This is a genomic window from Sphaerisporangium fuscum (assembly GCF_018531465.1).
GTDB classification, from domain to species: Bacteria; Actinomycetota; Actinomycetes; order Streptosporangiales; family Streptosporangiaceae; genus Sphaerisporangium; species Sphaerisporangium fuscum.
The window spans coordinates 96,539-123,179 of the sequence record NZ_JAHDTF010000018.1 but is presented as its reverse complement, the minus strand read 5'-3'; the positions used below and the strand labels follow the sequence as shown (position 1 = coordinate 123,179).

The following is a 26,641-nucleotide window of genomic DNA, read 5'->3' as shown; positions in this document are numbered from 1 at the left end:
TCACCGCGAGCCTGGGAACGCGGCATTCCTGATCGAATCAGGAGGAGGAGCTGATGAGCAGCAGGTCGAACCAGGAGCGGATCACGACCCGGCGGTTGTGGCCCGGCGGGCCGCAGGTGGGGGCGATCGGGCTCGGCTGCATGGGGATGACGTGGGCCTACGGCGCGGCCACCGACGCCGAGGATCCCCGTGAGGTCATCGGCCGGGCGCTGGACCTGGGCGTGAATCTCCTCGACACCGCCGACGTGTACGGGCCCTTCACCAACGAGGAGACCGTCGGCAGGGCCATCGCCGGGCGGCGGGACGAGGTCGTGCTCGCCACCAAGGGCGGCAACGTCGCGCGGGTCGGCGAGGACGGCACCCCCGCCCTTCCCCACCCGGACGGGCGCCCCGAGCACCTGCGCGCGGCCCTCGACGCCTCCCTCCGGCGGTTGGGCGTCGACCACGTCGACCTGTACTACCTTCACCGCCCGGACCCTCAGGTGCCGGTCGAGGAGAGCGTCGGCGCCATGGCCGAGATGGTGGCCGCGGGCAAGGTGCTGGCCCTCGGGGTCTCGGAGTTCAGCCTGGAACAGCTCGACCGGGCCCAGGCCGTCCACCCGATCAAGGCCGTGCAGTCGGAGCTGTCCCTGTGGACCAGGGACCATCTGGCCACCTCCGTGGAGTGGTGCGCCCGCCACGAGGCCGCCTTCGTGGCCTACTCCCCGCTCGGCCGCGGCTTCCTGACCGGCCGGTTCCGCGAGGCCAGGTTCGCCCCGGACGACTATCGCTCGCACAACCCCCGCTTCCAGGAGGAGAACTTGACGGCCAACCTGGCCATCGTGGACAGGGTCGAGCAGATCGCCGCCCGGCACCAGGCCACCGCGGCCCAGGTGGCCCTCGCCTGGACGCTGGCACAGGGCGAGCACGTCGTGCCGATACCCGGCAGCCGGCGCCGCTCGCGCGTCGAGGAGAACGCGGCGGCGACACTCCTGCGGCTCACCCCGGACGACCTCGCCGAACTGGACGCCTTGCCCGCACCGGCCGGCAGCCGGTACTGACGCCGCGTGATGGCCGGCCGGCCGCCGCCGATCCCGGCCGGGCGGCGCGTCGCGCCGGGCCGCCTGGCCGGCTCATCGGTTCGCGGGCGCGTCCGTCGTCAGGGTCGGCGACGGCCGGGCGTCCTCCCTCGCGGCCGCGATGAACCGCGTGGCCGCCTTTCGTCAAGATTTATGAAATCTCCCTTGGGGATGTCTCCTTAAAAGCGGGCATAAGAACCATGATGACCCGCAAAGCGGAGGTAATGCCCCTGTGGAACGATCGCGGGCAGGGTCACGGTTGATCGCGACGGCGATGGTCGTCGCCGCCATGGCCGCCGGGCTCACCGGATGCGGCGGCGCCGACTTCACCTACGTGATGGGTGACGATGGGCAGAGCTACTTCAAGGTTCCCGCCTCCTGGCGGAAGGTCGACCAGGCCGCGCTCGACCAGCGGGTCTTCGGCGACCCGAACTCCGCCACCGCGCGACTGCGCAAGCGGCTTTCCTGGACGGTCGCCTACGACGCGTTCAGCCGGCCCTCGGCGGACCACCTGCTCGACGCCACCGGCGGATCCGACCAGCCGTTCGTCTTCGCCATGGTGTCCAAGCTCACCGCGTCCGAGCGCGACAAGATGTCCCTCGACGGGCTGCGCAACGCCGCGATGCTGCCCGTCGCGGTCGGCGCCGACGTGCGGCAGCAGCTCGAACAGATGCCCACCTATCCCTACAAGAACTTCGAACTCCTCAGCGACGAGGTGCTGCCACCCGAGGACGGCGTGCGGGGCGTCCACGTGGTGTACAACTTCAAGGTCCTCGGAGGGCCGGTGCAGACCTTCGACCAGACCGCCTACCTCGCCGCCGACGGCACGCGCGTCTCCGTCCTCCTCATCCGCTGCTCGGCCACCTGCTACCGCCAACGTGGCCAGGAGATCGAGCGGGTCGCGCGGTCGTTCAAGGTAAAGCGGATTCCCGGGTGACCCGGTGAGGAGCACCGATGACACAAGCCCCCGCCCCTGAGCCCCCCACTGGACTGCGCGCCCCCGACTCCGGACCGGCCTCCACCGGGCGGACCGCCCTGCCGTTCTGGGACCGGATCAAGATCCTTCTAGGGCTGGGGCTCGCGTTCCTCATCCTGGTCTGGCATGAGATGGCCGCGTTCGAGGGTATCGAGCCCTTCGACGAGGCCGTGAAGACCACCACGCCCAGCCGCGCCGGGTCCGTCATCCTCGGGCTGATGGCGGTGGAGGCCGTAAGGCAGCTCCACTTCCTGGTGAGCGAACGTTCGGCGCGCTACCACCGCTTCTGGACCGCGAAGGTCTTCGGCGGCTTCGACCGGTGGAGCCGGCGCCGGTTCAGCGACTGGAACCGCTACCGCATCGCCAGGGCGCTGAAGTGGCTGTTCTGGATCGCGGTCCTGGCGCTGGTGCTCGGCCAGATCCTCGCCGTCTCCCCGGCCCTCGCCCTGTTCCAGGCCCCCGCGCTGCTGTGGCAGGTGCTGCCGTACGGCCTGCAGCTCGCCTTCGGGTTCTTCTTCGTCATCGTGCAGTTCGTCGGGCTCTTCTGGTTCATGGCCAGGGGCGGCGTCGAGACGTACTTCCCGGACGACATCAAGACCCGCTTCTCCGACGTCTGGGGGCAGGACCACGTCGTCGAGCGCGTCAAGGAGAACATCGTCTTCCTGGAGAAGCCCGACGAGATCGAGGCCAAGGGCGGCTACGTGCCGAGCGGCCTGCTCCTCTGGGGCCCGCCCGGCACCGGCAAGACGCTGATGGCCGAGGCGGTCGCCGGCGAGACGGGCAAGCCGTACGTCTTCGTCGACCCCGGCGCCTTCATCAACATGTTCATGGGCATCGGCATCCTGAAGGTGAAGTCGCTGTTCCGCAAGCTGCGCAAGCTGGCCCTGCGGTACGGCGGCGTCATCGTCTTCTTCGACGAGGCCGACTCGCTCGGCCGGCGCGGCGCCCTCGCCCAGCAGGGCCCGCCCGGCGGCGCCGGCCTCACCGCCGGTGCCCCCTTCCGCGGCCCCGGGTGCCACGGGTTCGGCTACCTGTCGGAGGAGACCCGCGCCCTGCTGACCCGGCGGTCGCTGGGCGCAGCCCGCGCCGAGCCCCCCGAGCCCGGCCGTGACCGCGTGGTCAGCTCGATGGGGATGATGGGCAGCGGAGACCAGGGGACGCTGCAGGCGCTGCTCACCGAGCTGTCCGGGCTGAAGAAGCCGCGCGGCTTCGTCAACCGGTACGTGCGCCGGCTGCTCGGCATGCGGCCCAAGCCGCCGCCGAAGTACCGCATCCTCGTCATGATGGCCACCAACATGCCGAACTCCCTGGACGAGGCGCTGCTGCGGCCGGGCCGCATCGACCGCATCTACAAGGTCGGCTACCCGTCCAAGGCCGGGCGCGTGCGCACCTACCAGGGGTACTTCGACAAGGTGCGGCACGAGCTCACCCCCGAGCAGCTCGACAAGCTGGCCACGATCACCCCGTACGCGACCGGCGCGACCATCAAGGACCTGGTCAACGAGTCGCTGATCACCGCCATCCGGGCCGGGCGAGAGGTGATCACCTGGGCGGACGTCATGACCGCCAAGCGGCTCAAGCAGCTCGGGCCCCCCGAGGACGTCGAGTACATCGAGCGCGAGCGCCACGCGGTGGCCGTGCACGAGGCCTGCCACGCCGTCACCGCCTACCGCACCCGCCAGCACCTCGAGATCGACCTGGCCACCATCGAGAAGGGCGCCGACTACCTCGGCATGGTGTCCAGCATCAAGCCCGAGGACCAGTTCACCCGGTGGCGCAGCGAGTACGAGGCCGACATCATGGTCTCGCTCGCCTCGCTGGCGGGGGAGCGCATGTTCTTCGGCGAGGACAACTCCTCGGGCGTCTCCGGAGACCTGGAGAACGCCACCATGGTGGTCGGCTTCATGGAGGCCCACTGGGGCATGGGCACCGGCGTCGCGTCCCTGCCGGCGCTGCAGCTTCTCGGCATCCGCGACGGGAAGGCGTCCCCGCGGCCGCGCCCCGGCGGCATCGGGTACACCCAGGAGCCGGCCGCGCGGCGCGACCACCTCACCCCCGACATGCTGGCCGAGCGCATCGAGTTCAACCTGGCCCGGCTGCTGGAGAAGACCGAGGAGCTGCTCAGGGAGAACCGCCGCGAGGTGCTGTGCGTCGCGCACGCCCTGGAGCGGCACAAGACCCTCAACGGCGACGACGTCATCGCGGTGATCGAGGGCACGCGGGGGCCGCTCGTCGACGGCTCGGTCTACGGCTCCGAGGAGTTCTACGAGGAGCTGGAGGCCTACCACCTGATCGCGGCCGAGGCCCACCGCACCCACAGCCAGGTGACCTCCCCCCTGCCGGCCCCGGCCCCGTCGCTGCTCCCGGCCCCCGTCGTCGCCGGACGGCTCCTGCCCGCGTCCGGCGCCCCCGGCTCGCCGGCGGACACCGCCGCGCCGCCGATGGTGGACACCTTCGGCCCGCCGCCGGGCACGACCGGCATCACGGGCGGCCCCTCGGGCCCGGTCATCCTGCCGCACAGCGGCGCCGCCCCACCGGCCGCGCACAACGGCTCACCGGTGCCGGGCCGCAACGGTTCGGCGTCCGGGAACGCCGGCGGCGCGGGCCAGGCTCCCGCCGACGGCGGTCCCGGCTACGCGCCGCCGGACTTCATCCCGTGGGGTCCCGCCGCCGTGCCCCCGGAGCAGCGGGCACGCGGAACGGGACGGCGTCACTCGGGGAGCCTGCGGCCGATCGGCCTCGCCCTGGCCGCCGCGGCGGCGCTCGCGGTCCTGGTGGTGCTCGGGCTGTCCCTGTTCGGCGCGACCCCGCCGGGAGCCGCCGCCGAGGCCCCCGCGACGGCCACGCCTCCGGTGAACGTGGTGGCGCTGCTGATCGTCGTGCTGCTGGCCGTCGGAGGCGGTGTCGCCGTCCTCGTCGTACGAGGTCAGCAGGCCGCTCGGGCCAGGGCGGAGGAGGCCAGGGACAGGGCGATCGAACGTGCCCAGCTCCTCGCCGCCGCCATGGAACCCGAGACCGCCATGCGCCTGCTCGGCTACGACGGCCAGACCCCCTCCTGACCGCTCCCCGCCGTACGGCGGGGCCGGATTCGCCCCACCACCTCCCCCGAGGTCCGGAGGCGCAGGGTCAGAGGCGGAAGTCCAGGTCGGGGATGATCTCGGCGACGTCCATCTGGGCCTTCTGGAGGCGGCCGGAGTAGTCCCAGTTCATCGCCTGCCAGCGGGTGAACTGGTCGAGCACCCACACCCCCGACTGGCGGCTGCCGTTGCCGGACCTGCCGTTCCCGCCGAAGGGCAGGTGCGCCTCGGCCCCGGAGGTGGAGTTGTTGACGCTGACCATGCCGGCCGCGACGCCCGCCCGGAACCGGAACGCCGCCTGCGGGTCGGTCGTGTAGATCGAGGAGGACAGGCCGTACCCCGACCGGTTCGCCAGGTCGATCGCCTCCTCCAGGCTGTCGAACGAGGCGACCCCGACGATCGGCCCGAACGTCTCCTCCAGGAACAGGCGATCGTCGGGACGCACCCCGTCGACGACCACCGGGTGGTAGTACAGGCCGCCCTCGCCGTCGAAGTCCCCGCGCGGGTTGTCCGGGGTGATCCGCCCCGCCGGCCCGGTGACGACGGTGTGGTGCGGCCGGATCCAGCCGAGGTAGTCCTCGTACCGCTCGGCGAAGCGGGCGTCGAGCATCGGGCCGTACAGCACCTCGCCGTTCGGGTCGCCCACCGCCGCGTCCCGGACGGCTCGGGCGTACCGTCCCAGGAACTCCTCGTGCACCGAACGGTGGACCAGGACGGTGCCGAGCGAGGTGCAGCGCTGCCCCGCCGTGCCGAAGCCCGAGAACAGCGCCCCCTCCACGGCCAGGTCGAGGTCGGCGTCGGGCATGACGACCATGGGGTTCTTGCCGCCGAGCTCCAGGCACGGCGACTGCAGGTGCCGCCCGCACAGCTCGCCGATCTCGCGCCCGACCGCGGTCGAACCGGTGAAGCCGACCTTCTGCACCGTGCCCTCCGTGAGGGCGGCCTCCAGCCCGGCGAAGGTCGCCGGGCCGTCGGCGAACACGACGTTCAGCACGCCGTCGGGCAGCCCCGCCGCGGCGAACAGGCGGTACAGCGCGTGCGCGGAGGCGGCGGCGTACTCGGCGGGCTTCCACACGACGGCGTTGCCGCACAGCAGGGCGGGCACCAGGTACCAGCTGGGCACCGCGACGGGGAAGTTGCCCGCCGTGATCACGGCCGCGACGCCGACGGGCACGCGGAAGGTGAAGAGGTTCTTGTCCGGCATCTCCGACGGCACGGTCTGGCCGTACAACCGCCTGCCCTCGCCGAGGAAGAAGTCGCAGGTGTCGACGATCTCCCGCACCTCGCCGAGCGCCTCGGCGTACGGCTTGCCGATCTCCTCGGTGACGAGCCTGGCCAGGGATTCGGCATTCGCCTCGACCAGCCTGCCGATCGAGGCGATCACCCTGCCGCGCACCGGGGCCGGCACCCGCGCCCACTCGCGCTGGGCCGCCGTGGCCACGCTGCACGCCCAGGCGAAGGCCGCACCGTCGGCCAGTTGCACCTTGGCGACGACCTCGGCGGTGCGCGCCGGGTTGACCGAGTCGTGGACGGCGGCGGTGGGATCGTCGGCGGCCTTGCCACCGACGACGGAGACGATCTGGCGGGTCACCGTTGACCTCCTCGTATGGGGCGTCTGCCTGCATTCTTACGCCTCGGCCCGCCTTCCCCCAACAAGGGGCCCATCAAGAAGCGCCGGCTCCCGCGGCCGCCCCGGCCGGTGCGTGCTCGTGAGGCCCCCGGGGCGCCCGGAATTTGTCATCTCTTTGCCTCGGCGCCCCGGGTGTTCGGTGGGTGTGCGGCGTTGATCGCGATCATTCTTCTCCTTGTCCCATTCCCTGGCCGCCGCCTTTCCGAGGCGTTCCCCGTTCCGGCGGCCCCCGGAGCGACAAGGATGATTTGTTGAGAAGAATCCGCCGAGGAGCCCTGCTGATCGCGGCCGGGGCCGTGGTCGCCGTCACCCCGGCCGGCGTTCCCGCCCTCGCGGGCACGCGCCCGCCCGCCGTTCAGCCCGCCCCGGAGAAAGCGGAGGCGGTCTGCACGGCTCCTTTCGTCGAGAACGATCCCAGGCTCGGCCCGGTGAATCTCCCTGAGACAGGGCTGCTGGGCAGGATCCTGCGCGGATACGCCCAACTGGGCGGCCTCTCCGGATACCAATTCATCGACCGCTACTGGGATCTCACGACGAACTCCTACCGTTTTCCGCCGGATGACGGATTCGCGCACGCGGGAGGATTTCCGAACGCGAAACCGGTCCTGGAGGGCTACAACCTCGAAGCGGGCACGGAGGTCGACCGGTTCGGCGGCGAGGGCGGCGCGTTCCTCTCGCCCGTCGGCACGCCCTATTCGCAGCGGGCCATCCCGCCGAGCAATCTCGACACCTTCGCTCCCCAGTACCCGTGCAACTACCACGTGTACAGGGTCGCCAGATCCTTCGCGGTCGATGTCGGCCCCATCGCGCCGGCCTTCCAGCAGCCGGGCGGAGGGCGCCAGTACCACCTGCTGAGCAAGTACTTCGTGGACGCGCCGAAGGGCAGGCGTGAGGCGTCGGTGGCCTTCCTGGTGGAGCAGGGCTACCTGCAGCGGCTCAACTGAGAGCCCGCGCCCGGAGGCTACACCGCCCTGAAGTCGGCGAAGTCGAACCCCGGCGACACCACGCAGCTGACCAGGACGGCTTCGCCGCCCGCCGGACGGGCCGCCTGCCAGGTGCCCGCCGGGACCAGGGCCTGCGGGACCTCGCCGTTCTCGACGCCCGGCCCGAGCGTGACCGACCGCTCGGCGCCGGGCCGTTCGCCCGTACCGCCCAGGACGAGGGTGAGCGGGCCGCCCCGGTGCCAGAACCACACCTCGTCGGAGCGGACCACGTGCCACACCGACTCCTCGCCGGGCTGCAGCAGGAAATAGATGCCCGTCGCGCTGCGGCGCGGGCCTCCGTAGCCGGGCGGTTCGAAGCCGACGGACGTGCGCCACGTCTCGCGGTACCACCCGCCTTCGGGGTGGGGCAGGAGGCCGAGCGCCTCGGCGACCGGCGGACGCTCCTGAAGCGCGACGAACGCGCCGGTCACGTCGCGGCGGAGGAACCGGACGCGCCCGCCGTCGACGGCGACCACGGGTTCGGGCCCGGTGAAGGTCTCGGCCGCGACCGCCAGCGCCTGGGCGTCCCCCTCGGCCGTCACCGATGGACCGTCAGGGTAGGAATCGAAGGTCATCAGGAGCACGCCGCCGATCCTATGCGGTCCCGGCGTCCCGGACCGGGGGAGACCAGGCCGGCCCGCCGGGGTCGTCCGCCGGGTCCGGTTCCGGCCGCGCGGTGAGGCCGCGTACCGCCGGTACGGCGAGGACGGCCACGCTCGCGGCCACCTGCCAGACCGCCCCGAAGGCCAGCACGGTGGACAGGCCGACGGCCGACGCCACGGGGCCGGCGGCGGCGAGGCCGAGGGGGCCGAGGGCGAACGCCCCGACCGCCGTGAGCGAGGTGATCCGCGCGAGCACCTCCGCCGGCAGGTGCCGCTGGTTGGTGCTCGCGTACAGCGCCTGGCACACCGCCGAGCCGGCCCCGGCCACGAGGGCGGCCGCCGCGATCACGGCGGTGGGCAGGCCCGCGGCAACGGCGGCCGACGGCGGCGCCCAGCCGAACGTGGCGACCGTCGCCACCACGAGAGGGCGGCGCGGCACCCGGCCGCCCACCATCGCGACGCCGCCCGCCACCGCGCCGGCCCCGTAGAACGCCATGATCACGCCCCAGTCGCGGGCCCCTCCGAGGCGTTCGTGGGCGGCCACCGGGCCGAGCACGAGGAACGGCGCCCACACGAGCATGTTGAACAGCGTGAACTGCAAGGTGGTGACCCACAGCCAGGTCCTGGAGCGGAACTCCCGCCATCCCTCGCCCAGCGCCCGCCACCCCTGTCCCCGCCGGCCCTCGGCTCCTTCCGCCCGGCCCGGGGCCCGCCCGCCCCCGGCGTGGCCGCGCAGACGCAGCATGACCAGCGCGACGGCGCTCGCGGCGTAGGTGACCGCGTCCAGCGCGACGACGGCCCCCGACCCCACCGCGGCGACCGCCAGTCCCGCGAGCGCGGGGCCCGCCACCGACGCCGTCGACTGCGCCAGCCCCGACAGCGCGTTGGCGTCCCGCAGCCTGCCCTCGTACGACCCGCCGCCCGCCGCCAGACGGGGGATCAGGGCGCCGCGCGCGGGCATGTAGAACGCCTCTCCGGTGCCCCAGAGGGCGACCAGCGCCACGAACGCCCACATCGACGGCCGTCCGGACAGGAGCAGCGCGGCGAGCGCCGACTGGCTGAGGCAGCGCAGCGCGTCGGAGGCGACCATGACCCTGCGGGGGCCGATCCGGTCGGCCACGACACCGGCGGCGAGCATGAACACCACCATGGGGACGATGCGCGCCGCCATCACGTACCCCAGGCCGGCCTGACCGCCGCCGCTGTCGAGCACCGCGAACGTCAGCGCCAGCGACGACATCGACGAACCGAGCATCGAGGTCGCCTCGCCGGCGAAGAACAGTCTCAGATTGCGATCGGACAGGGCGGCGGCCCGCCGGCGGATCCACTTCCCAACCATGGACGCCAACTCTGCGCGCCGGCCCGGCCGATGTTCAATGGCACCGCTGAGGAAAGTTGAGTCCCTTTACTGCAGGAGCGTCTGTCGGGGGAGTCCGCCCTGTTTCCTGTGGTTACACTCGGCAGGACGGTGCGGGCTCGCGGGTCGTTTACTGCGGCAGACGAGGTGACGCACCGATTTTTACTGCGGTGAGTTCCGAGTGAGGCGGCATGACGTCATCCCCCGCGCCCGTCGAGTACGCCGTGGCGATCGACCGGTACCTGGCCACCCTCCGGCTGGGCGAGGCGTCGCGGCGCGTCTACCGCATCGCCCTCGCCACCTGGGCCTGGCCGCTGGTCGGCAGGACGCCGCCCGCCGGGCGGGCCAGGCGCGGGGCCGTACCGCCGATCGTGCCGCTGGCCCTGCTGGACGCCCCCGGCGCCACGGGCCGGCTGCGGGAGGCCCTCGCCGAACGCGCCGCCGCCGCCGACGCGCGCACCGTCGGCAGGGAGCTGTCGATCCTGCGCGGCGCGATCGCGTGGTGGCGCACGCGCGGCTGGATCAGCGCGGACCCGCTCAAGGGACTCCGATCGCCCTCGGCGCCGCCGGGGACGGCCTCGCCGCTGAACCGCGAACAGGTGCGCATGATCTTCGATCTGCCCGCCGGCCTGCGCGAGCAGGCCTGCTGGCGGCTGCTGTACGAGACGGCCGCACCGATCGAGCGCGTCCTCGCCCTGAACGTCGACGACCTCGATCTCGCTCGCAGGCGGATCCGCGGCCTCCCCGCCGTCCGCTGGCACGCCGACACGGCGCGGCTGCTGTCGCTGCTGCTGCTCGGACGCGCCGGCGGCCCGGTCTTCCTGACCTCCCGCCGCGCTCCCTCGGGGACGGCTCCGCACGACCGGTGCCCGGTGACGGGGCGGGGGCGGCTGTCGTACCGGCGCGCGGCCGAGCTGTTCACCGCCGCCACGGTCTCCCTCGACCCCCAGGGGCACGGCTGGACCCTCCGGCGCCTGCGCGCCGCCGGCCTCGCCCACCGGGAGCAGACGGTCGGACGGTGACCCCCGCTTCGAGGGTTTTTTGCCCATTTCCGCTGGAAAGGCGAAGCAAAGTCTCAATGGGGACTTCAATGGAACACTCGAAGGTATGAATTCCGGACCAGGGACACCGGCTCGCCTGAACGACGGGTCGATCCACGTCAAGGGCGCGCGCCTGCACAACCTGAAGAACATCACCCTCGCCATTCCGAAGAACAGGCTGGTCGTCGTGACCGGCCTTTCAGGTTCGGGGAAGTCCACGCTCGCCTTCGACACGCTGAACAAGGAAGGCCAGCGGCAGTATCTGGAATCGCTGGGCATCGTCACCGGGCAGGTCGGCAAGCCGGCCGTCGACTCGATCACCGGGCTGTCCCCGTCGATCAGCGTCGACCAGCACCTCACCAACCGCAGCCCGCGCTCCACCGTCGGCACGGTCACCGAGGTCTTCGCCTACCTGCGCGTCCTGTGGGCCCGCATCGGCCACCGTCCCTGCCCCGGATGCGGGCGCGCCGTCCCGCCCGCCCACCAGGTGGGCGGCCAGGAGGACTGGGACGACGAGCCGTCCGGCGGCGAACCCGACGGGGTGCCCGGAGACCGGCGGTCCGTCCCGTGCCCGCACTGCGGGACCGCCGTGCCCGAGACGGCGATGGCGGACTTCTCCTTCAACAAGCCCGCCGGCGCGTGCCCGGCCTGCACCGGTCTCGGCGTGGTGATCAGGGCCGACGCGCACCGGCTGGTCGACCACGAACGGAGCGTCGCCGGCGGCGCCGTGCTCGGCTGGCCCCCCGCGGCCATCGAACACAATCTCAAGATAATGCGCGCCGCCGCCGCGCACTACGGTTTCGCCTTCGACGCCGGCCTGCCCGTGAAAGCCCTCGGGGAGGTCCAGCGCGACCTGCTCCTGCACGGTGTGGAGAGCCGGGAGTTCCGCAGGCACTTCCCCGGAGCCGAGCCGCCCGCGACCGTCACGAGGGGCCGGTTCGAGGGCGTGGTCACGACCATGCTGCGCCGGTACGCCGACCGCATCGCCGACGCCGACTACCGGGAACGCGCCGAGCGGACCCTGGTCAACGAGACCTGCCCCGACTGCCAGGGCACACGCCTGCGTCCCGAGAGCCGCCGCGTCACCGTCGCGGGCCTGACGATCGTCGACGCCTCACGCCTGCCCCTCGGCGAACTCGCCGCCTGGATCGACTCCCTCGAGGGGCTGGTCACGCCGGAGGAATGGCCCGTCACCGAGCCCGTCGTCGCCGACCTGCGCGAACGCGTACGCCGCCTGGTCGACGTCGGCGTCGGATACCTGACGCTGGAGCAGGCCACCCCGAGCCTCTCGGCGGGCGAGGCCCAGCGGCTGCGGCTGGCCGCGCTGCTCGGCTCCGGGCTCACCGGCGTGCTGTACGTCCTCGACGAGCCCACCATCGGACTGCACCCCGCCGACACCGCGCGTCTGATCGAGGTGCTGCGGCGCCTGCGCGACCTGGGCAACACGGTGCTCGTCATCGAGCACGACCTCGACGTGCTGCGCGCCGCGGACCACATCGTCGACATCGGGCCGGGCGCGGGCCGCCACGGCGGGCGTGTCGTGGCCCAGGGCACGCCGGACGAGGTCGCCGCGGTCAGCGGCTCCGTCACCGGCGACCACCTGGCGGGCCGCCTGGAGGCGCCGCCGCCGGCGCGGCGGACGGGCGACGACCGGGCGCTGGTCATCCGCGGGGCCCGGGCGCACAACCTCAAGGACATCACCGTACGGATCCCGCTCGGGCTCCTGGTCGCCGTCACCGGCCCCTCGGGCTCGGGCAAGTCGTCGCTGCTGTTCGACATCCTCGACCGGGCCGCCCGGCGACGGTTCCACGGCGCCGCCGAGGCCCCCGGCGCGCACGACGGCATCGACGGCTGGGATCACGTCGACAGGCTCGTGACGATCGACCAGCAGGCGGTGCGGCGCATGCCGCGCTCCAACGCGGCGACGTACTCCGAGGCGTTCACCCCGGTCCGCGAGGCGTTCGCCGCCACGACGGACGCGCGCGAGCGCGGCCTCACCGCCGGCCACTTCTCCTTCAACCGGCCCGGCGGCCGCTGCGAACGCTGCCAGGGCGCCGGAACGCTCGACGTCCAGATGCACTTCCTGCCCGACGTGCAGGTACGCTGCCCCGCCTGCCGGGGACGCCGCTTCAGGCCGGAGGTGCTCGCCGTGCGGTACCGCGGCCACGACATCGCGCAGGTGCTCGACATGACGGTCGAGGAGGCCCTGACCGTCTTCGACGGCGTGGCGGCCGTCGCGGCCCGGCTGCGGCTGATGGCCGACATCGGGCTCGGCTACCTGCCACTGGGCCAGCCCACATCCACCCTGTCCGGCGGCGAGGCGCAGCGCGTCAAGCTCGCCAAGGAGCTCGGCCAGCGCGTGAGCGGGCGCACCCTGTACCTCCTCGACGAGCCCACCACCGGCCTGCACGCCGCCGACACGGCGCGGCTGCTCGGCGTCCTCCAGCGGCTCGTGGACACCGGCAACACCGTCGTCACCATCGAGCACAATCTGGACGTCATCCGGGCGGCCGACTGGGTGATCGACCTCGGCCCGGCCGGCGGGGCGGCGGGCGGCGAGATCATGGCGGAGGGCACGCCGAAGGAGGTCGCGCGGGTGGGCCGTTCCCTCACCGGCGCCTTCCTGACGGAATAGCGGCGGTCAGGCGTCGTTCCCGTGCGGGGCGAGGACGCAGAACTCGTTGCCCTCGGGGTCGGCGAGCACCACCCACGGCTCGTCGCCCTGGCCCACGTCGGCGGGCCGGGCGCCGAGCGCGAGGAGCCGGTCCACCTCGGCCTTCTGGTCCTCCGGACGGAAGTCGAGATGCAGCCGGTTCTTGACCTTCTTCGCCTCGCCCACAGGGACGAAGATGAGCCCGGGCAGAGTGTCGGGCGCCAGCCGGATCTCGTACTCGTCCTCGGCGTCGTTGACGACCACCCAGCCGAGCGCCTTGGCCCACCACGCGCCGAGTTCGGCGGGATCGGCGGCGTCGACCACTACTTGTTCCCAGATCAGAGTCATGGTCCTGACGCTACCCACCCTCCGCCGCGCATGCCCGCGCCCCGCCGTGGATCCGCTCCGTCGGCGGGCTGTGAAGCGGGCCCGATTTTGTCGGAGGGCCTCGCTAATGTGCCGGTCGTGATCGAACGTTGGAGCCGCGATCAGGTGCTCGCGCTCGCTCCCGACGCCTCCTCCCAGAAGGGTGCGCAGGGCGTGAGCACCCCCGCGAAGTGGCCGGTGATGGGGGTCATGCCCGATGTGCTCTGGGGAGAGTGCAAGGGCAGCGGCGCCTCGCCGTACCACGCCTGCGTCGACCTGAGCGAGCCCGCCTACCGGTGCGACTGCCCGAGCCGGAAGTTCCCCTGCAAGCACGCCCTCGGGCTGCTCCTGCTCTGGGCGGCCGACGCCGTGCCGTCCGCCGAGGGAGCCCCCGCGTGGGTCACCGACTGGCTGGACCAGCGGCGCGTCCGTGCCGCCAAGGCCGCCGGCCGCGCCGCGGAGTCCTCTCCTGACGCCGGAGCCCCCTCCGGAGGGCCGGACGACCTGGACGAGGGCATGTCCACCGGCCGCTCCGGCGGGGGCGCGGAGGACGGCGCCGGGGCGCGGCGGCCGGCGGACGATCGGCGGGCGGCCCAGCGCGAGGAGCGGGTCGCGGGCGGGCTGGCCGAGCTCGAGCGGTGGCTGGCCGACCAGATCGGCCAGGGCATCGCCGGGGCACGGCAGAGCGCCCCGGCCCAGTGGGAGGAGCTCGCCAGGCGGCTGGTCGACGCGCAGGCCCCCGGAGTGGCCTCGGCCGTCTCGCGGCTGCACCGGGTGCTGGCCGAGGAAGACTGGCCCTCTCGGTTGCTCGGCGAGTACGCCCTGCTCAACCTGCTCGCCGTCGGCTACCGCCGGGCCGGGGCGCTTCCCGTGCCGCTGCGCGAGACGATCCGGTCACGGGTCGGGTTCCTGACCTCTCGCGACGACGTCCTCGCCGGGCCCGCGCTTCGCGACCACTGGCAGGTGCTGGGGCAGCGCGACGAGGAGCAGGACCGGCTGGTGTCGCGCCGGGTGTGGCTCCGAGGGCGTGCCGCCGGCAGGTTCGCCCTGGTGCTGTCGTTCGCCCCGGTGGGGCAGGCCCTCGACGCCTCCCTGGTGACCGGCACCACGATCGACGCCGAGCTGGCCTTCTATCCCGGCACCGCGCCGCTGCGCGCCCTGGTGGCCGTCCGGCACGGCGGCTCGCCCGCCGGGCCTCCGCCGGCCGACGGTGTGCCGGCGGCCCTGGCCCAGGTCGCGGCGGCGCTCGAAGGCGACCCCTGGCTGGAGTCCTGGCCCGTGGTCCTCGGTCCCGTCGTGCCCGTGCGAGACGGCGACCGCTGGCTCCTCGCCGACGCCTCCCCGGCCACCGTGCGCACCGGGGATCCGGAGCCGTCCGCGGTCGAAGGGGTTCCCCTGCATCCCGCCGTGGGGGTGCCGTGGCGGCTCCTCGCCGTGTCGGGAGGTCACCCCGTGACCGTGTCCGCCGAATGGAGCCCCCAGGGGCTCCGTCCGCTCACCACCTGGGACGAAGAGGACCGGGTGGTGGTCCTGTGACGGCGCCGCGACGGGGGTGCGAGCGGGGGCGGTGGCTCGGTCGGAGGCGGTCGCCGGATCGGGGGCGCCGGTCACGCAGGCCGCCGCTGGACGGGGCGTGTCGATCACAGGGGCGATCGCCCGACCGGGCGTGCCGCGAGCAGGGGCGGTGGCTTGGTCGGGCGTGCCGCGAGCAGGAGCGATGGCTTGGTCGAGGGCGTCGTGGGCGCCGGTGCGAGAGGGGGTGGAGTCGTGGCCACGGTTGACGAGTGGGAGCGGCTGGTGTCGGCGGCGCTGGTCGGCATCGATCGGCGTCCTGAGCCCGATCTTCTGGGGCAGGCGGCGGCCCACACGGTCGGGGCGCGGGCCGGGCAGCGGCTTCACAGGGGCGAGCCGCTGCCCGTCGCGCCTCCCGAGCGGCAGCGGCCGGTGCCGTACGCCGCCGGTGAGCGTGCCGGCCGCATTCTCGACGGCGAGCAGCCGCGGCTGCTGCCCGAGTGGCTGGAGGCCGCGGCCGCTCGTGGATACCACCTGCCGTCCAAGCTGATCCCGCGCGTGCTCGACCACGGCGCGCGAGACCGGTCGCTGCGCGCCGCCATCGGCGTCCTGGCGGGGGCCAGAGGGCGCTGGCTGGCGCGGCTGAACCCCGCCTGGGCTTACCTCCTCGAGGAGGCGACCGCACACACACTCGCCCCTCCGGCTGCGTGCGGACCGGATGGGGGAGACACGCCGGCGGCCTCCGGTACGGGTGAGGGGGATGCGCCGGCGGCCTCCGGGCCGTCCGGTGGGGCATCGGCGGGGGTGCCGGGTTCCTTCGAGGAGGGCTCTCCCGCGGCCGGGGGCGGGGGAGCGGAGCGTCCCGCCGGGCCGGGTGAGCAGGTGGAGGCGCATCCCGTCTGGGAGTTCGGCACCAGGGGCGACCGCCTGTCCTACCTGCGGCGCCTGCGGGCCGACGACCCCGCCAAGGCGCGGGCGCTGCTGCGGTCCGGCTGGGAGAGGGAGACGCCGGAAGACCGCGCCGCGTTCGTCCATGCCATGGCCGAGGGGCTCTCCATGGCCGACGAGCCGTTCCTCGAGGCCGCGCTCGACGACCGACGGCGAGAGGTCAGGAGCCAGGCCGCCGACCTGCTCACCCGCCTGCCCGATTCACGGCTCGGCCGCAGGATGACCGAGCGGGCCGCCCGCTGCCTGAGGCTCGACGGCGACCGGCTGGTCGCCGTCCCTCCCGACGCCTGCGACAGTGACATGGAACGCGACGGCATCCGGGTGCGCGCACCCGCCGGCACCGGCCAGCGCAGCTGGTGGCTCCAGCAGGTCGTCTCCCACACCCCGCTCGCCTTCTGGACCGACCACTTCGGGCGCACGGCCAAGCAGATCGTCGCGCTGAACGCCGGCGAGTGGAAGCGCGAGATCAGGCTCGGCTGGGAGCGGGCCGCGGTCCTGCAGAACGACTCGACCTGGGCGCGAGCGCTGTTCGCCGTGGAGCCCTTGAGCGACCTGCTGGCCGTCCTGCCGCCGGAGGAGCGCGCCGACAAGGCGGCCGAGCTGGTGTACGACCAGCCGGTCGACGGCCAGCTCATCATGATGCTCGGCGGCCTTCCCGGCCCATGGGGGAGGGCCCTGGCGAAGGCCGTCCTGGAGAAGATCCTCGACACGGTGGCCCGCCAGCCGTGGAACCTGGGGGAGCTGGTGCGCCTGGCGAGCGAGCGGATCGACCCTTCGGCGCACGAGATCGCGGCCCGGTTGTCCGCCGAGCCGCCCATCCAGGAGGTGGCCGCCACCTTGCGCTTCCGCTTCGAGATGCTGGCCGAGCTGGAGGGTGAAGACTCATGACCCCGCTCGAAGACCCGGCCCTCCTGCCCGAACCCCGGCCTGGTTTTCCGTCAGTCCCCGTATCCCCGCCCGCGGAGGCGCGCCGGGAGCGGGGCATGCCGTCCAAGTGGCCCACCACGCGAGAGCGAGCTGAAGCCGAAATGACCGTTCTGCGGCCCCACGCGGAAGACCAGTACGCCGACGAGCTGGAGATGCTCGCCAAGTCCGACGACAGGCCGAGGCCGCCCGGCTGGAAGCTGTCGCCATGGGCCGTGACCACCTACCTTCTCGGCGACGGCGACCAGATCACCCCCAAGTACATCGGGCCTCGCCGCATCGTCGAGGTGGCCGTGGCCACGCTCGCCACCGACCGGGCCCTGCTGCTTCTCGGCGTGCCGGGCACGGCCAAGACCTGGCTGTCGGAGCATCTGGCCGCGGCGATCAGCGGCGACTCCACGCTCCTCGTCCAAGGCACGGCGGGCACGGCCGAGGAGGCGATCCGGTACGGCTGGAACTACGCCCGGCTGCTCGCCGAGGGCCCCTCGCGCGACGCGCTGACCCCGAGCCCGGTGATGCGGGCCATGGCGGAGGGCCGCCTCGCCCGCGTCGAGGAGCTCACGCGCATGCCGTCCGACGTGCAGGACGCCCTGATCACCGTCCTGTCGGAGAAGACGCTGCCGATCCCCGAGCTGAACGAGGAGGTGCAGGCCGCGCGGGGCTTCAACGTCATCGCCACGGCCAACGACCGCGACCGCGGCGTCAACGAGCTGTCCAGCGCGCTGCGGCGCCGGTTCAACACCGTCGTCCTGCCCGTTCCGGCCAGCGCCGAGGAGGAGATCGACATCGTGGCGCGGCGCGTCGCGCAGCTCGGGCGTTCGCTGGAGCTGCCGGTGGCGGCGACCGGCCTCGACGAGATCAGGCGCGTGGTCACCATCTTCCGTGAGCTTCGCTCGGGGACGACCGCCGACGGCCGTACGACCGTCAAGTCCCCCAGTGGCACGCTCAGCACCGCCGAGGCGATCTCGGTGGTCACCAACGGCATCGCGCTCGCCGCTCACTTCGGCGACGGAGTGCTGCGGGCGGGCGACGTGGCCGCCGGCATCGTCGGGGCGGTGATCCAGGACCCGGTGTCCGACCGCGTGGTCTGGCACGAGTACCTCGAGACGGTCGTCCGTGAACGCCTCGACTGGCGCGACTTCTACCGGGCCTGCCGCGATGTCTCCTGACGCCGCCGTGTTCGACGTGCTCGGGGTGCGGCACCACGGGCCGGGGTCGGCGCGGGCCGTGGCGGCCGAGCTCGAGCGGTTCGGGCCCGACATCGTGCTCATCGAGGGCCCGCCCGAGGCCGACGCCCTGGTCGCGCTCGCGGCCGACCCGGACATGGAGCCTCCGGTCGCGCTGCTGGCCCACGTGCCCGGCCGGCCCGCCAGGGCCGCCTTCTGGCCGTTCGCCGTCTTCTCTCCGGAGTGGCAGGCCATCAGGTACGCGCTCGGCCGGGGTGTTCCCGTCCGTTTCTGCGACCTGCCGGCCGCACACAGCCTCGCGGAGGACGCCGCCGGCGAGGCTCCGGAGGACGGACAGGACGGTGACGCCGTGCCGGGGGAGCGGGCCGGGGCGGCTCCGGCGATGGCGCTCGGTGATCCGATCGGGGCCCTCGCGCGGGCGGCGGGGTACGACGATCCGGAGCGCTGGTGGGAGGACGCCGTCGAGCACCGGGGCGACACGCCGTTCGAGGTGATCGCCGAGGCCATGACGGCGGTCCGGGAAGGCTACGTCCCTCACGAGCACGAGGCCCGGCGTGAGGCGTACATGCGCAGGACCATGCGCTCGGCCGTCAAGGAGGGGCACCGCCGCGTCGCGGTCGTGTGCGGCGCCTGGCACGTGCCCGCGCTGCTGGAGCTCGGCCCGGCCGCGCCCGACGACCGCCTGCTCAGGGGTCTCCCCAAGGCCAAGATCGAGATCACCTGGGTGCCGTGGACGTACGGGCGGCTCGCCTCCCGCAGTGGCTACGGCGCGGGCGTCACCTCGCCCGGCTGGTACGACCACCTGTTCACCGCTCCCGACCGTCCGATCGAGCGGTGGCTCGCCGCGGCGGCCGCGGTGCTGCGCGAGGAGGACCTGCCGGTCTCCTCGGCCCATGTCATCGAGGCCGTACGCCTGGCGGGGAGCCTGGCGGTCGTGCGGGGGCGACCCCTCGCGGGGTTGAGCGAGGTGACCGAGGCCGTCCGGGCGGTGCTGTGCGAGGGCGACGAACTGCCGGTCGAGCTGATCCAGCGGCGCATGGTGGTGGGGGAGCGGCTGGGCGGCGTCCCCGCGACCACGCCCATGGTGCCGCTGCAGCGCGATCTCCGCGACCGGCAGCGGCGTCTGAAGCTCCGGCCCGAGGCGCTCGAACGCGACCTTGATCTCGATCTCCGCAAGCCGCTCGACCTCGACCGCAGCCGGTTGCTGCACCGCCTCGGGCTCCTGGGCGTGGCCTGGGGGGTGACGCGTGAGGCGCGCGGCAAGGGCACCTTCCGCGAGTCGTGGAGGCTGGCGTGGCGCCCGGAATTCGACATCGACCTGATCGAGGCGAGCGCCTACGGCACCACCGTGCCCGCGGCGGCGGTCGCCCGGGTACGAGAGATCGTCGGCCGGCCTTCCCTGGCGGGCACGGCCGCACCGCCCACCCCCCGCGCCGTGCCGTCCGTCCCGGGCGTCACCGGCACGGCCCCTTCCGTGACACCCGGCACCGGCGCGCCCCCTTCTTCCGCGACACGCGGCCCTGGCACGGCCGTGGCGGCGACGTTGGCGGAGCTGACCGGGGTGGCGGAGCGGTGCCTGCTGGCCGACCTGCCGGAGGTGCTCTCCGACGTCCTGTCGTCCATCTCGACCAGGGCGGCGCTCGACAGCGACGTCACCCACCTGATGGCGGCCCTTCCGGCGCTGGTGCGCGCCCAGCGGTACGGCGACGTCCGGGGCACGCCGGCGGAGGGGCTCTCCGCCATCGTCGAGTCGTTGCTCAGCCGCATCTGCGCCGGCCTGCCGGCGGCGGTGACCGGGCTCGACGACGACGCGGCCAGAGACCTGCTCGGCCACGTCGACGCCGTGCACTCCTCCGTCGGCCTGCTGGAGTCCCGCCGGGAGGGATGGCTGGCCGCGCTGCGGGCGGTCGCCGAGCGGCGCGACCTCCACGGGCTGATCGGCGGCCGCCTGACCCGCATCCTGCTCGACGCCGGCACGATCCCTGTCGAGGAGGTCGCCACGCGCATGTCCCGGGCCATGTCGGCGGGGACGCCGCCCGCCCAGGCGGCCGCGTGGATCGAGGGGTTCCTCTCGGGCAGCGGGCTGCTGCTCGTCCACGACGCGGTTCTGCTCGGCCTGGTCGACACCTGGCTGACCGGGCTGCGCCCGGAGGCGTTCGTCGACGTGCTACCGCTGCTGCGCCGTACGTTCGGCGCGTTCGCCCCGCCCGAGCGGCGCGCCATCGGCTCGCGGGTCTCCTCAGGGGAGTCGCGGAAGGCGACCGTGCTCGAGGTGGACGAGGAACGCGCGGCACCGGCCGTCCGGACCGTCCTCACGATCCTGGGCGGCGCCTGATGGGCCGCCATGTCGACTCGGAGCGGTCGCACGGGCATGGGCCGGCCAGAGGCCCTCGCGGGATTTCCCGTGAGGCCGTGGCCGGTCAGCGGATTCGCGGGGCGGCGGGGTCATGGCCGGCCCGGGTCGCGGGGCTGTGGAGGGGAGCGTCCGGTGGATGAGCGGTTGCGGCGGTGGCGGCTGGTGCTGGGGGGCGAGGCCGACGGCACAGGGTGCGCGTTGAGCGGAGACGACGCCCAGATGGACGCGGCGCTCGCCGCGCTCTACAACAGCGGCCGCGGCACGGGGACGGGCTCCGGCGGGAGCGGCGACCCCGGCCGCGGGGCGGGGCTCGGCGCGTCGGCGCCCAGGGTGGCGAGGTGGCTGGGGGACATCCGGTCCTACTTCCCCTCCACGGTCGTCCAGGTCATGCAGAAGGACGCCATCGAGCGGCTCAACCTGACCCGGCTGCTGCTGGAACCCGAGATGCTGGAGGCCGTGGAGCCCGACGTCCACCTGGTGGGCACACTGCTCTCGCTCAACCGCGTGATGCCCGAGACGGCCCGCGCGTCCGCGCGCGCGGTGGTCCGCAGGGTGGTGGACGACCTGGAGCGCAGGCTCGGGCAGCGCACGAGGACGGCCGTCAGCGGCGCGCTCGACCGCTCGGCCCGCACCCATCGGCCGCGCCGGACCGCCGACATCGACTGGGACCGCACCATCCGCGCCAACCTCGCGAACTACCTGCCGGAGAAGAACACCGTCGTGCCGTCCCGGCTGGTGGGGTACGCCCGCAGGCAGCGGGCCGTCGTCCGCGAGGTCACCCTGTGCATCGACCAGAGCGGCTCGATGGCGGCGTCCGTCGTCTACTCCAGCGTGTTCGGGGCGGTCCTGGCGTCGATGCGCGCGCTGCGCACCTCGCTGGTGGTCTTCGACACCAGCGTGGTCGACCTCACCGACCAGCTGCACGACCCCGTCGAGCTGCTGTTCGGCACCCAGCTCGGCGGCGGCACCGACATCAACCGGGCCATCGCCTACTGCCAGGGCCTGATCACCCGTCCGGCCGATTCCATCTTCATCCTGATCAGCGACCTGTACGAGGGCGGGGTGCGCGAGGAGATGCTGCGCAGGGTCGCGGCGATGACGGCGGCCGGGGTGCAGGTCATCGTGCTGCTCGCGCTGTCGGACGAGGGGCAGCCCCACTACGACCGCGACAACGCCGAGGCGCTGGCCGCGATCGGCGTCCCGGCCTTCGCCTGCACGCCCGACGCGTTCCCCGACCTGATGGCCGCCGCGATCGAACGCCGCGACATCGCCCAGTGGGCCGAGCGCGCCCTCAACGTCCGGGCGACATGAGGGCGTGCGGGCGTGTTGACTTGATGCTTTTGCGGCATCTGTCCTAGGTCCAAAGTCGCAGAGAAGGGCCGATGTGAATTGTCGGGGGCTCCTCGTAGGTTGAGGAGGTGTCTTCAGCTGTGATCGAAACCCCCGTGCAGACGCCTCCCGGCGTGATGAGCCGCCCCTACCGTGCGATCAGCACGGGGATGGTGGTCATCGTCCTTCTCGTCGCGTTCGAGTACCTGGCTGTGGCGACGGCCATGCCCGTGGTGGCCCGGGCGCTCGACGGGCTTCCCCTGTACGGGCTCGCCTTCAGCGGGTCGATGGCCGCCAGTGTGATCGCCACGGTGGCGGGTGGCCGCTGGAGCGACGTGCGCGGGCCGGTGGCGCCCCTGTGGGTGGGAGTGGCCGGGTTCACGGTGGGCCTGCTGATCGCGGGGCTCGCGCCTTCGATGCACGTGCTGATCATCGGCCGGTTCGTGCAGGGGATCGGCGGAGGCCTCTTCTCGGTCGCGCTCTACGTGCTCGTCGCCCAGGTGTACCCCGCGGCGATGCATCCCAAGGTGTTCTCCCTGCTGGCGGCGGCGTGGGTGCTTCCGTCCGTGGTGGGCCCGGCGATCACCGGCGCGGTGGTCGAGCACGTCGGCTGGCGGTGGATCTTCCTCGGCATCCCGGTGCTGGTCGCGCCCGCCGCCGCGGTGCTGTGGCGCGGTCTCGCCGGAAGAGGCACGGCCGTCCCCAGGGAGGACGACGGCGCGCAGGCCACTCCCTCCGGGGCCGGGTTCGGAGCCAGGCTGGCGTGGGGAGGCGTGGTGGCCGTCGGCGCGGCCCTGCTGCAGTACGGCAGCGGGCTCGGCGCGCGCGGCCTCGTCCTCCTCGTCGGGGGACTGGTGATCCTCGCCTTCGCCCTGCCGAAGCTGCTGCCTCGCGGCACGATGCGCGCCGCGCGCGGGTTCCCCACCGTGGTGCTGCTGCGCGGCCTCGCGGCGGGGGCGTCCTTCACCGCCGACGTCTTCGTGCCCCTGATGCTGACCGGGGAGCGCGGCCTGTCCCCGACCCAGGCGGGGCTGTTCCTGACCGGGTCCGCGCTGAGCTGGTCGCTGGCCTCCTGGATCCAGGGGCGCAGGCAGTACGACCGCAAGCTGCTCCTCCGGATCGGCACCGCCATGCTGGCGGGCGGCATCGCCGGGGTGGCGCTGCTGGTCTTCGACGGGGTGCCCATCCTGGTGGGTCTCGTGGCGTGGCTCTGCGCGGGGTTCGGCATCGGCCTGGTGTACCCGGTGCTGTCGGTGCTCACCCTGGAGCTGTCCGAGCCCGGTGAGCAGGGCAAGAACACCTCCTCGCTGCAGATCGGCGAGTCGGTGTTCTCGGTGGTCGCCATCGCGGTCACCGGCGCCGTCTTCGCCGGCTTCGAGACCACGTGGTGGGTGTACGTCGTGTGCTTCGGCCTGCTCGTCGCCCAGGCCGGCCTCGGCACCCTGACCGCCGGCCGCGCCCGCCACTGACCCGTCCCCCGAAGATCATCCCTGGACGACGGATCCTGCGCTGACCGGCCCCGTTTGGAACAGATCCGCTCAGGCGGCACCATGGAAGGGCAGGGTGTTCGACGAGGGGGTTCCATGCCACGTGTCCGTGAGCTCGAGGTGTTCCGGCTCGTGCTGCCGTACGGCAGGCGACCGGAGAGCATCCTGGTCAAGCTCACGGACTACGGCGGTATGACCGGATGGGGCGAGGTCGTGCAGCCCGCCGAGGCGCGCCCAGCCCGCGAGCCCCGGGGCACGGGCGGCGACGAAGGTCACGACCGCGACCACGTGCTCGCCAAGACCTGGTCCACCCTGGAGGAGGCGCTCGGCCCGGCCCTGCTCGGTGTCGACTGGGAGCACCCGGACGAGCTGGGCACCGTGCCCGGCGGCACCGCCGTCGACCTGGCCTGCTGGGACCTGTGGTGCCGCATGCAGGGAGTGCCGCTCGCCCACGCTCTCGGCGGCAGCCGCACCTCTCTCATGGCGACCGTGAGACTGGCCGCCGAGCGGTCGCTCGACGCCATGATCGCCAGGGTGAACCGGCATGTCTGCGCCGGGTACGCCCACGTGACGCTCGACGTGCATCCCGGGTGGGACGTCGAGCCCGTGCGGGCCGTCCGCCAGGCCTATCCGGCGCTCGCCCTGGCCGTCGACGGGCGCGGCGCCTACACCGACACCACCGCCCTCGAGGCGATCGCCGCCTATGACGTCACCGCGATCGAGCGGCCCTTCGCGCCGTACGACGCCGCCGCCCACCTCGACCTCCACGCCGCGCTGCAGGAGCGGGTGACCGCCCTGGTCGCGATCGAGGTCCACTCGGTGGCCGCCCTCCAGGAGGCCGTCTCGGCGCGCGCCGGCAGCGCGCTCCTGCTCCGCCCGTCGCGGTTCGGGGCGCTGCGCGCGGTGCGGCAGGCGCACGACGTCGCCGTCGGGGCCGGGTGGGACATCACCGCGGCGGGCGGCAACGGCACCGGCCTCGCCCGCGCGGCCACCGTCGCCGTCGCGAGCCTGCCGGGTTGCACCCTGCCGAGCGACGTGACCGAGCCGCCGCGCAGCGCGCAGATCGTGACGCCGCCGGTCGGGGCGTCCGGCGGCGTGGTCGCGGTGCCGCTGACCCAGCCGGGCCTCGGTCACCTCGTCGACGAGGACCGCGTCCGCAGGCTCGCGAGCGAGTCGTTCCGCCTCTGACCCGCCGGCCCGCCGGGGGTCCCTCAAGACGGCGAACTCCTGCCCGCAGGTCCGCCGAGGGGCCCCTCGATGCCGCGGGCCCCCTGCCCGGGAGGGCCGATCGGGTCCCGGTGACCGGCTTTCTCGATGTGGATCTTCCCGACTATTGTGATCCCGATCTGTTCGAGGGGAAGGCGGGCGATGGCTACGGGCGGGGCCGGGGCGTCTCTGGGCAGCGGATATGTGCTCCTGGAGGAGATCGGCGCCGGCGGAATGGGGACCGTCTGGCGGGCCGGCCACCGCGACACCGGGGAGATCGTGGCGGTGAAGCTGCTGCGCGACGGCCTCACCGGAGACGAGGATCTGGTGTTCCGCTTCGTGCAGGAACGCAGCGTGATGCGGAGTCTCCGTCACCCCAACATCGTCACGGTGCGCGATTTCGTGATCGAGGGTGAGCGCCTGGCCCTCGTGATGGACCTCGTCGAGGGTGGGGATCTCCGCATCCTGCTCCGGCAGCACGGGACGCTGCCGCCGGAACAGGCCGCCCGGCTGATGGCGCAGGTCGCCGACGCGCTGGCCGCCGCCCACGCCGGGGGCGTGGTGCACCGTGACGTCAAGCCGGGGAACGTGCTGATCGACGGGGCCACCGGGCAGGTGCGGCTGACGGACTTCGGCGTGGCCCGTATCGTCCACGGCCCGGGGCTCACCCAGACCACGTCGATCATCGGCACGCCCACGTACCTGTCTCCCGAGGTGGCCGACGGCCGCCCTCCCGGCCCGGCGGTGGACGTCTACGCCGTCGGCCTGATCCTCTACGAGCTGCTCGCCGGGCGTCCGCCGTTCGTCGGCGACCACCCGATGGTCCTGCTGCGGCAGCACGCGACGGCGGCGCCCCGGCGGCTGCCCGGGATGCCGGACTCCTTGTGGTCGGTCATCTCGGCGTGTGCAGCCAAGGACCCGGCCGAGCGTCCTCCCGCCGCCCAGGTGGCGGCGGCGCTGCGCGAAGCCGCGCCCTCGCTGGCCGGGACGCCCGCTCTGCCTCGGGTGACCAGGGCGGACGCGCCGTCCGTCACCGCCGAGCCCCTTCCCTCCGCGCCCTTCTCCGCGAACACCGAACCGGCCGCCCCCGGGACGGCCTCGCCGGCCCCAGGGACGGCCTCACGCGCCGCCGGGGCCGCCATACCCGCCGCCGAGACGGCCTCGCCCGCCTCCGGGGTGGCCGAGGCGCCGCGTCGGCGTTCCCGGCGGCTGACGGTCGCCGCGGCCGCGGGGACGGTCGTGGTGCTCTCCGGCGCGGTGGCGCTGGCCGTCACGGCGCCATGGCGGGCGACCGACGCCCAGGCCGCGGGAAAGTCCGTCGTCCTGGCGACGAGACCGGCCGGCGATGCCGTCCCGACGTCACCACGCGCCGGGGGAGGCTCCCCCGCGGTCTCACCGAAGAGCAGCGCGAAGCCACGCCTTACCCCCACGGTGGCCGCCTCCGAATCGGGCCGGAAGCCGAAGTCCACCGCTCCGGCGGCCGAGCCCACCCGTACGCCCTCGCCGCATCGGCCGGCGCCCACGTCGCCGAAGCCGGAGGAGAGACGGACGGTCGCTCCGATGCCCGAGGACGCGGCCCCCGAGGACTCGGCGCCGAAGTGGCGGTGCCGCGCGTGGGTCTCCGCCGGTACGGGCACGGGCGTGGAGATGTCGCCGTGCATGGCCGTGGTGGGCGACGTCTTCTACCTGCTGGGGCGGATCAGAGGCTCCGGTCCCGTCCGCTCCGACGTCCACGTCCAGCTCTACAACAGCGACGCCGGCGCCAACGTCTCCCAGCCGTTCATCTGCCCGGGTGTCTCCGCCACGAAGGACGGCGCCACCTGCGGCCCGTTCAAGGTCACGGCCCCGCGCACGGGGGAGAAGCACAACGTGCGGGAGAGGTGGAGGAGATCGGGCACCCAGGCTTTCAGCGGGGGCGCCCAGAGCCCCTGGACCGTGTGGTAGCCATCG

The 26,641-nt window shown here is 73.5% G+C and carries 18 protein-coding genes; 14 read left to right on the top strand and 4 right to left on the bottom strand.

From position 1 onward, the window contains the following. The first annotated feature begins 53 nt into the window (after positions 1–53). The 3 genes from KIK05_RS22970 (at position 54) to KIK05_RS48245 (ending at position 5,093) form a co-directional block, all read left to right on the top strand. Positions 54–1,040, top strand: coding sequence for an aldo/keto reductase (locus KIK05_RS22970; protein WP_214412855.1), 987 nt, complete (start codon positions 54–56; stop codon positions 1,038–1,040). A 277-nt stretch (positions 1,041–1,317) separates the two neighbouring features. Beyond that, on the top strand, positions 1,318–1,995 hold the full coding sequence (locus KIK05_RS22965; protein ID WP_214412854.1) for a hypothetical protein: 678 nt from the start codon (positions 1,318–1,320) through the stop codon (positions 1,993–1,995). 17 nt (positions 1,996–2,012) lie between these two features. Beyond that, a complete protein-coding gene (locus KIK05_RS48245; RefSeq protein WP_214412853.1) occupies positions 2,013–5,093 on the top strand; it encodes an AAA family ATPase in 3,081 nt (1,026 codons plus the stop codon). Between the two features lie 67 nt (positions 5,094–5,160). Here the strand turns inward: KIK05_RS48245 and KIK05_RS22955 are convergent, their stop codons facing one another. Beyond that, positions 5,161–6,702: an aldehyde dehydrogenase family protein gene (locus tag KIK05_RS22955; protein ID WP_214412852.1), complete on the bottom strand. Its 1,542-nt coding sequence runs from the start codon at positions 6,700–6,702 to the stop codon at positions 5,161–5,163. 290 nt (positions 6,703–6,992) lie between these two features. Here KIK05_RS22955 and KIK05_RS22950 point away from each other — a divergent pair, with 290 nt between their 5' ends. Then, positions 6,993–7,685, top strand: a complete 693-nt coding sequence (locus tag KIK05_RS22950) for a TNT domain-containing protein (protein ID WP_214412851.1) — start codon at positions 6,993–6,995, stop codon at positions 7,683–7,685. A gap of 17 nt (positions 7,686–7,702) precedes the next feature. Here KIK05_RS22950 and KIK05_RS22945 read toward each other — a convergent pair whose 3' ends face one another. Both KIK05_RS22945 and KIK05_RS22940 read right to left on the bottom strand, forming a co-directional pair. Beyond that, complete coding sequence (locus tag KIK05_RS22945; RefSeq protein ID WP_214412947.1) at positions 7,703–8,299, bottom strand: cupin domain-containing protein; 597 nt, start codon at positions 8,297–8,299, stop codon at positions 7,703–7,705. Between the two features lie 19 nt (positions 8,300–8,318). Next, the gene (locus tag KIK05_RS22940; RefSeq protein WP_214412850.1) at positions 8,319–9,665 is read right to left on the bottom strand and encodes an MFS transporter; all 1,347 of its coding nucleotides are present in this window, start codon (positions 9,663–9,665) and stop codon (positions 8,319–8,321) included. Between the two features lie 209 nt (positions 9,666–9,874). On the opposite strand from KIK05_RS22940, the gene KIK05_RS22935 reads away from it, so the two are divergent. Together KIK05_RS22935 and uvrA are read left to right on the top strand one after the other, a co-directional pair. Beyond that, the gene (locus tag KIK05_RS22935) at positions 9,875–10,705 is read left to right on the top strand and encodes a site-specific integrase (RefSeq protein WP_214412849.1); all 831 of its coding nucleotides are present in this window, start codon (positions 9,875–9,877) and stop codon (positions 10,703–10,705) included. A gap of 85 nt (positions 10,706–10,790) precedes the next feature. Then, complete coding sequence (gene uvrA / locus KIK05_RS22930) at positions 10,791–13,358, top strand: excinuclease ABC subunit UvrA (RefSeq protein ID WP_214412848.1); 2,568 nt, start codon at positions 10,791–10,793, stop codon at positions 13,356–13,358. 6 nt (positions 13,359–13,364) lie between these two features. On the opposite strand, the gene KIK05_RS22925 is transcribed toward uvrA, so the two are convergent. Further along, on the bottom strand, positions 13,365–13,724 hold the full coding sequence (locus KIK05_RS22925) for a VOC family protein (RefSeq protein ID WP_214412847.1): 360 nt from the start codon (positions 13,722–13,724) through the stop codon (positions 13,365–13,367). Between the two features lie 117 nt (positions 13,725–13,841). Between KIK05_RS22925 and KIK05_RS22920 the strand changes: the two genes are divergently transcribed. From KIK05_RS22920 to KIK05_RS22885, 8 genes are all read left to right on the top strand, one after another. Continuing rightward, on the top strand, positions 13,842–15,278 hold the full coding sequence (locus KIK05_RS22920; RefSeq protein WP_214412846.1) for an SWIM zinc finger family protein: 1,437 nt from the start codon (positions 13,842–13,844) through the stop codon (positions 15,276–15,278). Between the two features lie 231 nt (positions 15,279–15,509). Then, positions 15,510–17,090, top strand: coding sequence for a DUF5691 domain-containing protein (locus tag KIK05_RS22915; RefSeq protein ID WP_214412845.1), 1,581 nt, complete (start codon positions 15,510–15,512; stop codon positions 17,088–17,090). Between the two features lie 140 nt (positions 17,091–17,230). Further along, positions 17,231–18,295, top strand: coding sequence for an ATP-binding protein (locus KIK05_RS22910; protein ID WP_214412844.1), 1,065 nt, complete (start codon positions 17,231–17,233; stop codon positions 18,293–18,295). After that, positions 18,285–20,648: a DUF5682 family protein gene (locus KIK05_RS22905; RefSeq protein ID WP_214412843.1), complete on the top strand. Its 2,364-nt coding sequence runs from the start codon at positions 18,285–18,287 to the stop codon at positions 20,646–20,648. Before KIK05_RS22910 ends, KIK05_RS22905 begins: the two co-directional genes overlap by 11 nt. Positions 20,649–20,801: 153 nt before the next feature. Then, positions 20,802–21,980, top strand: a complete 1,179-nt coding sequence (locus KIK05_RS22900; protein ID WP_308250070.1) for a VWA domain-containing protein — start codon at positions 20,802–20,804, stop codon at positions 21,978–21,980. Between the two features lie 119 nt (positions 21,981–22,099). After that, positions 22,100–23,467, top strand: a complete 1,368-nt coding sequence (locus KIK05_RS22895; protein WP_308250069.1) for an MFS transporter — start codon at positions 22,100–22,102, stop codon at positions 23,465–23,467. A gap of 114 nt (positions 23,468–23,581) precedes the next feature. Continuing rightward, complete coding sequence (locus KIK05_RS22890) at positions 23,582–24,673, top strand: enolase C-terminal domain-like protein (protein WP_214412841.1); 1,092 nt, start codon at positions 23,582–23,584, stop codon at positions 24,671–24,673. 180 nt (positions 24,674–24,853) lie between these two features. Continuing rightward, positions 24,854–26,635, top strand: coding sequence for a serine/threonine-protein kinase (locus KIK05_RS22885; RefSeq protein ID WP_214412840.1), 1,782 nt, complete (start codon positions 24,854–24,856; stop codon positions 26,633–26,635). The last annotated feature ends 6 nt before the right edge of the window (positions 26,636–26,641 follow it).

Excerpts from the sequence above, each read along its gene's own strand:
- KIK05_RS22885 (WP_214412840.1), top strand. The coding sequence starts at position 24,854 with ATGGCTACGGGCGGGGCCGGGGCGTCTCTGGGCAGCGGATATGTGCTC.
- KIK05_RS22940 (WP_214412850.1), bottom strand. The coding sequence starts at position 9,665 with ATGGTTGGGAAGTGGATCCGCCGGCGGGCCGCCGCCCTGTCCGATCGC.
- KIK05_RS22905 (WP_214412843.1), top strand. The coding sequence starts at position 18,285 with ATGTCTCCTGACGCCGCCGTGTTCGACGTGCTCGGGGTGCGGCACCAC.
- KIK05_RS48245 (WP_214412853.1), top strand. The coding sequence starts at position 2,013 with ATGACACAAGCCCCCGCCCCTGAGCCCCCCACTGGACTGCGCGCCCCC.
- KIK05_RS22970 (WP_214412855.1), top strand. The coding sequence starts at position 54 with ATGAGCAGCAGGTCGAACCAGGAGCGGATCACGACCCGGCGGTTGTGG.
- KIK05_RS22910 (WP_214412844.1), top strand. The coding sequence starts at position 17,231 with ATGACCGTTCTGCGGCCCCACGCGGAAGACCAGTACGCCGACGAGCTG.
- KIK05_RS22935 (WP_214412849.1), top strand. The coding sequence starts at position 9,875 with ATGACGTCATCCCCCGCGCCCGTCGAGTACGCCGTGGCGATCGACCGG.
- KIK05_RS22925 (WP_214412847.1), bottom strand. The coding sequence starts at position 13,724 with ATGACTCTGATCTGGGAACAAGTAGTGGTCGACGCCGCCGATCCCGCC.
- KIK05_RS22945 (WP_214412947.1), bottom strand. The coding sequence starts at position 8,299 with ATGACCTTCGATTCCTACCCTGACGGTCCATCGGTGACGGCCGAGGGG.
- uvrA (WP_214412848.1), top strand. The coding sequence starts at position 10,791 with ATGAATTCCGGACCAGGGACACCGGCTCGCCTGAACGACGGGTCGATC.
- KIK05_RS22890 (WP_214412841.1), top strand. The coding sequence starts at position 23,582 with ATGCCACGTGTCCGTGAGCTCGAGGTGTTCCGGCTCGTGCTGCCGTAC.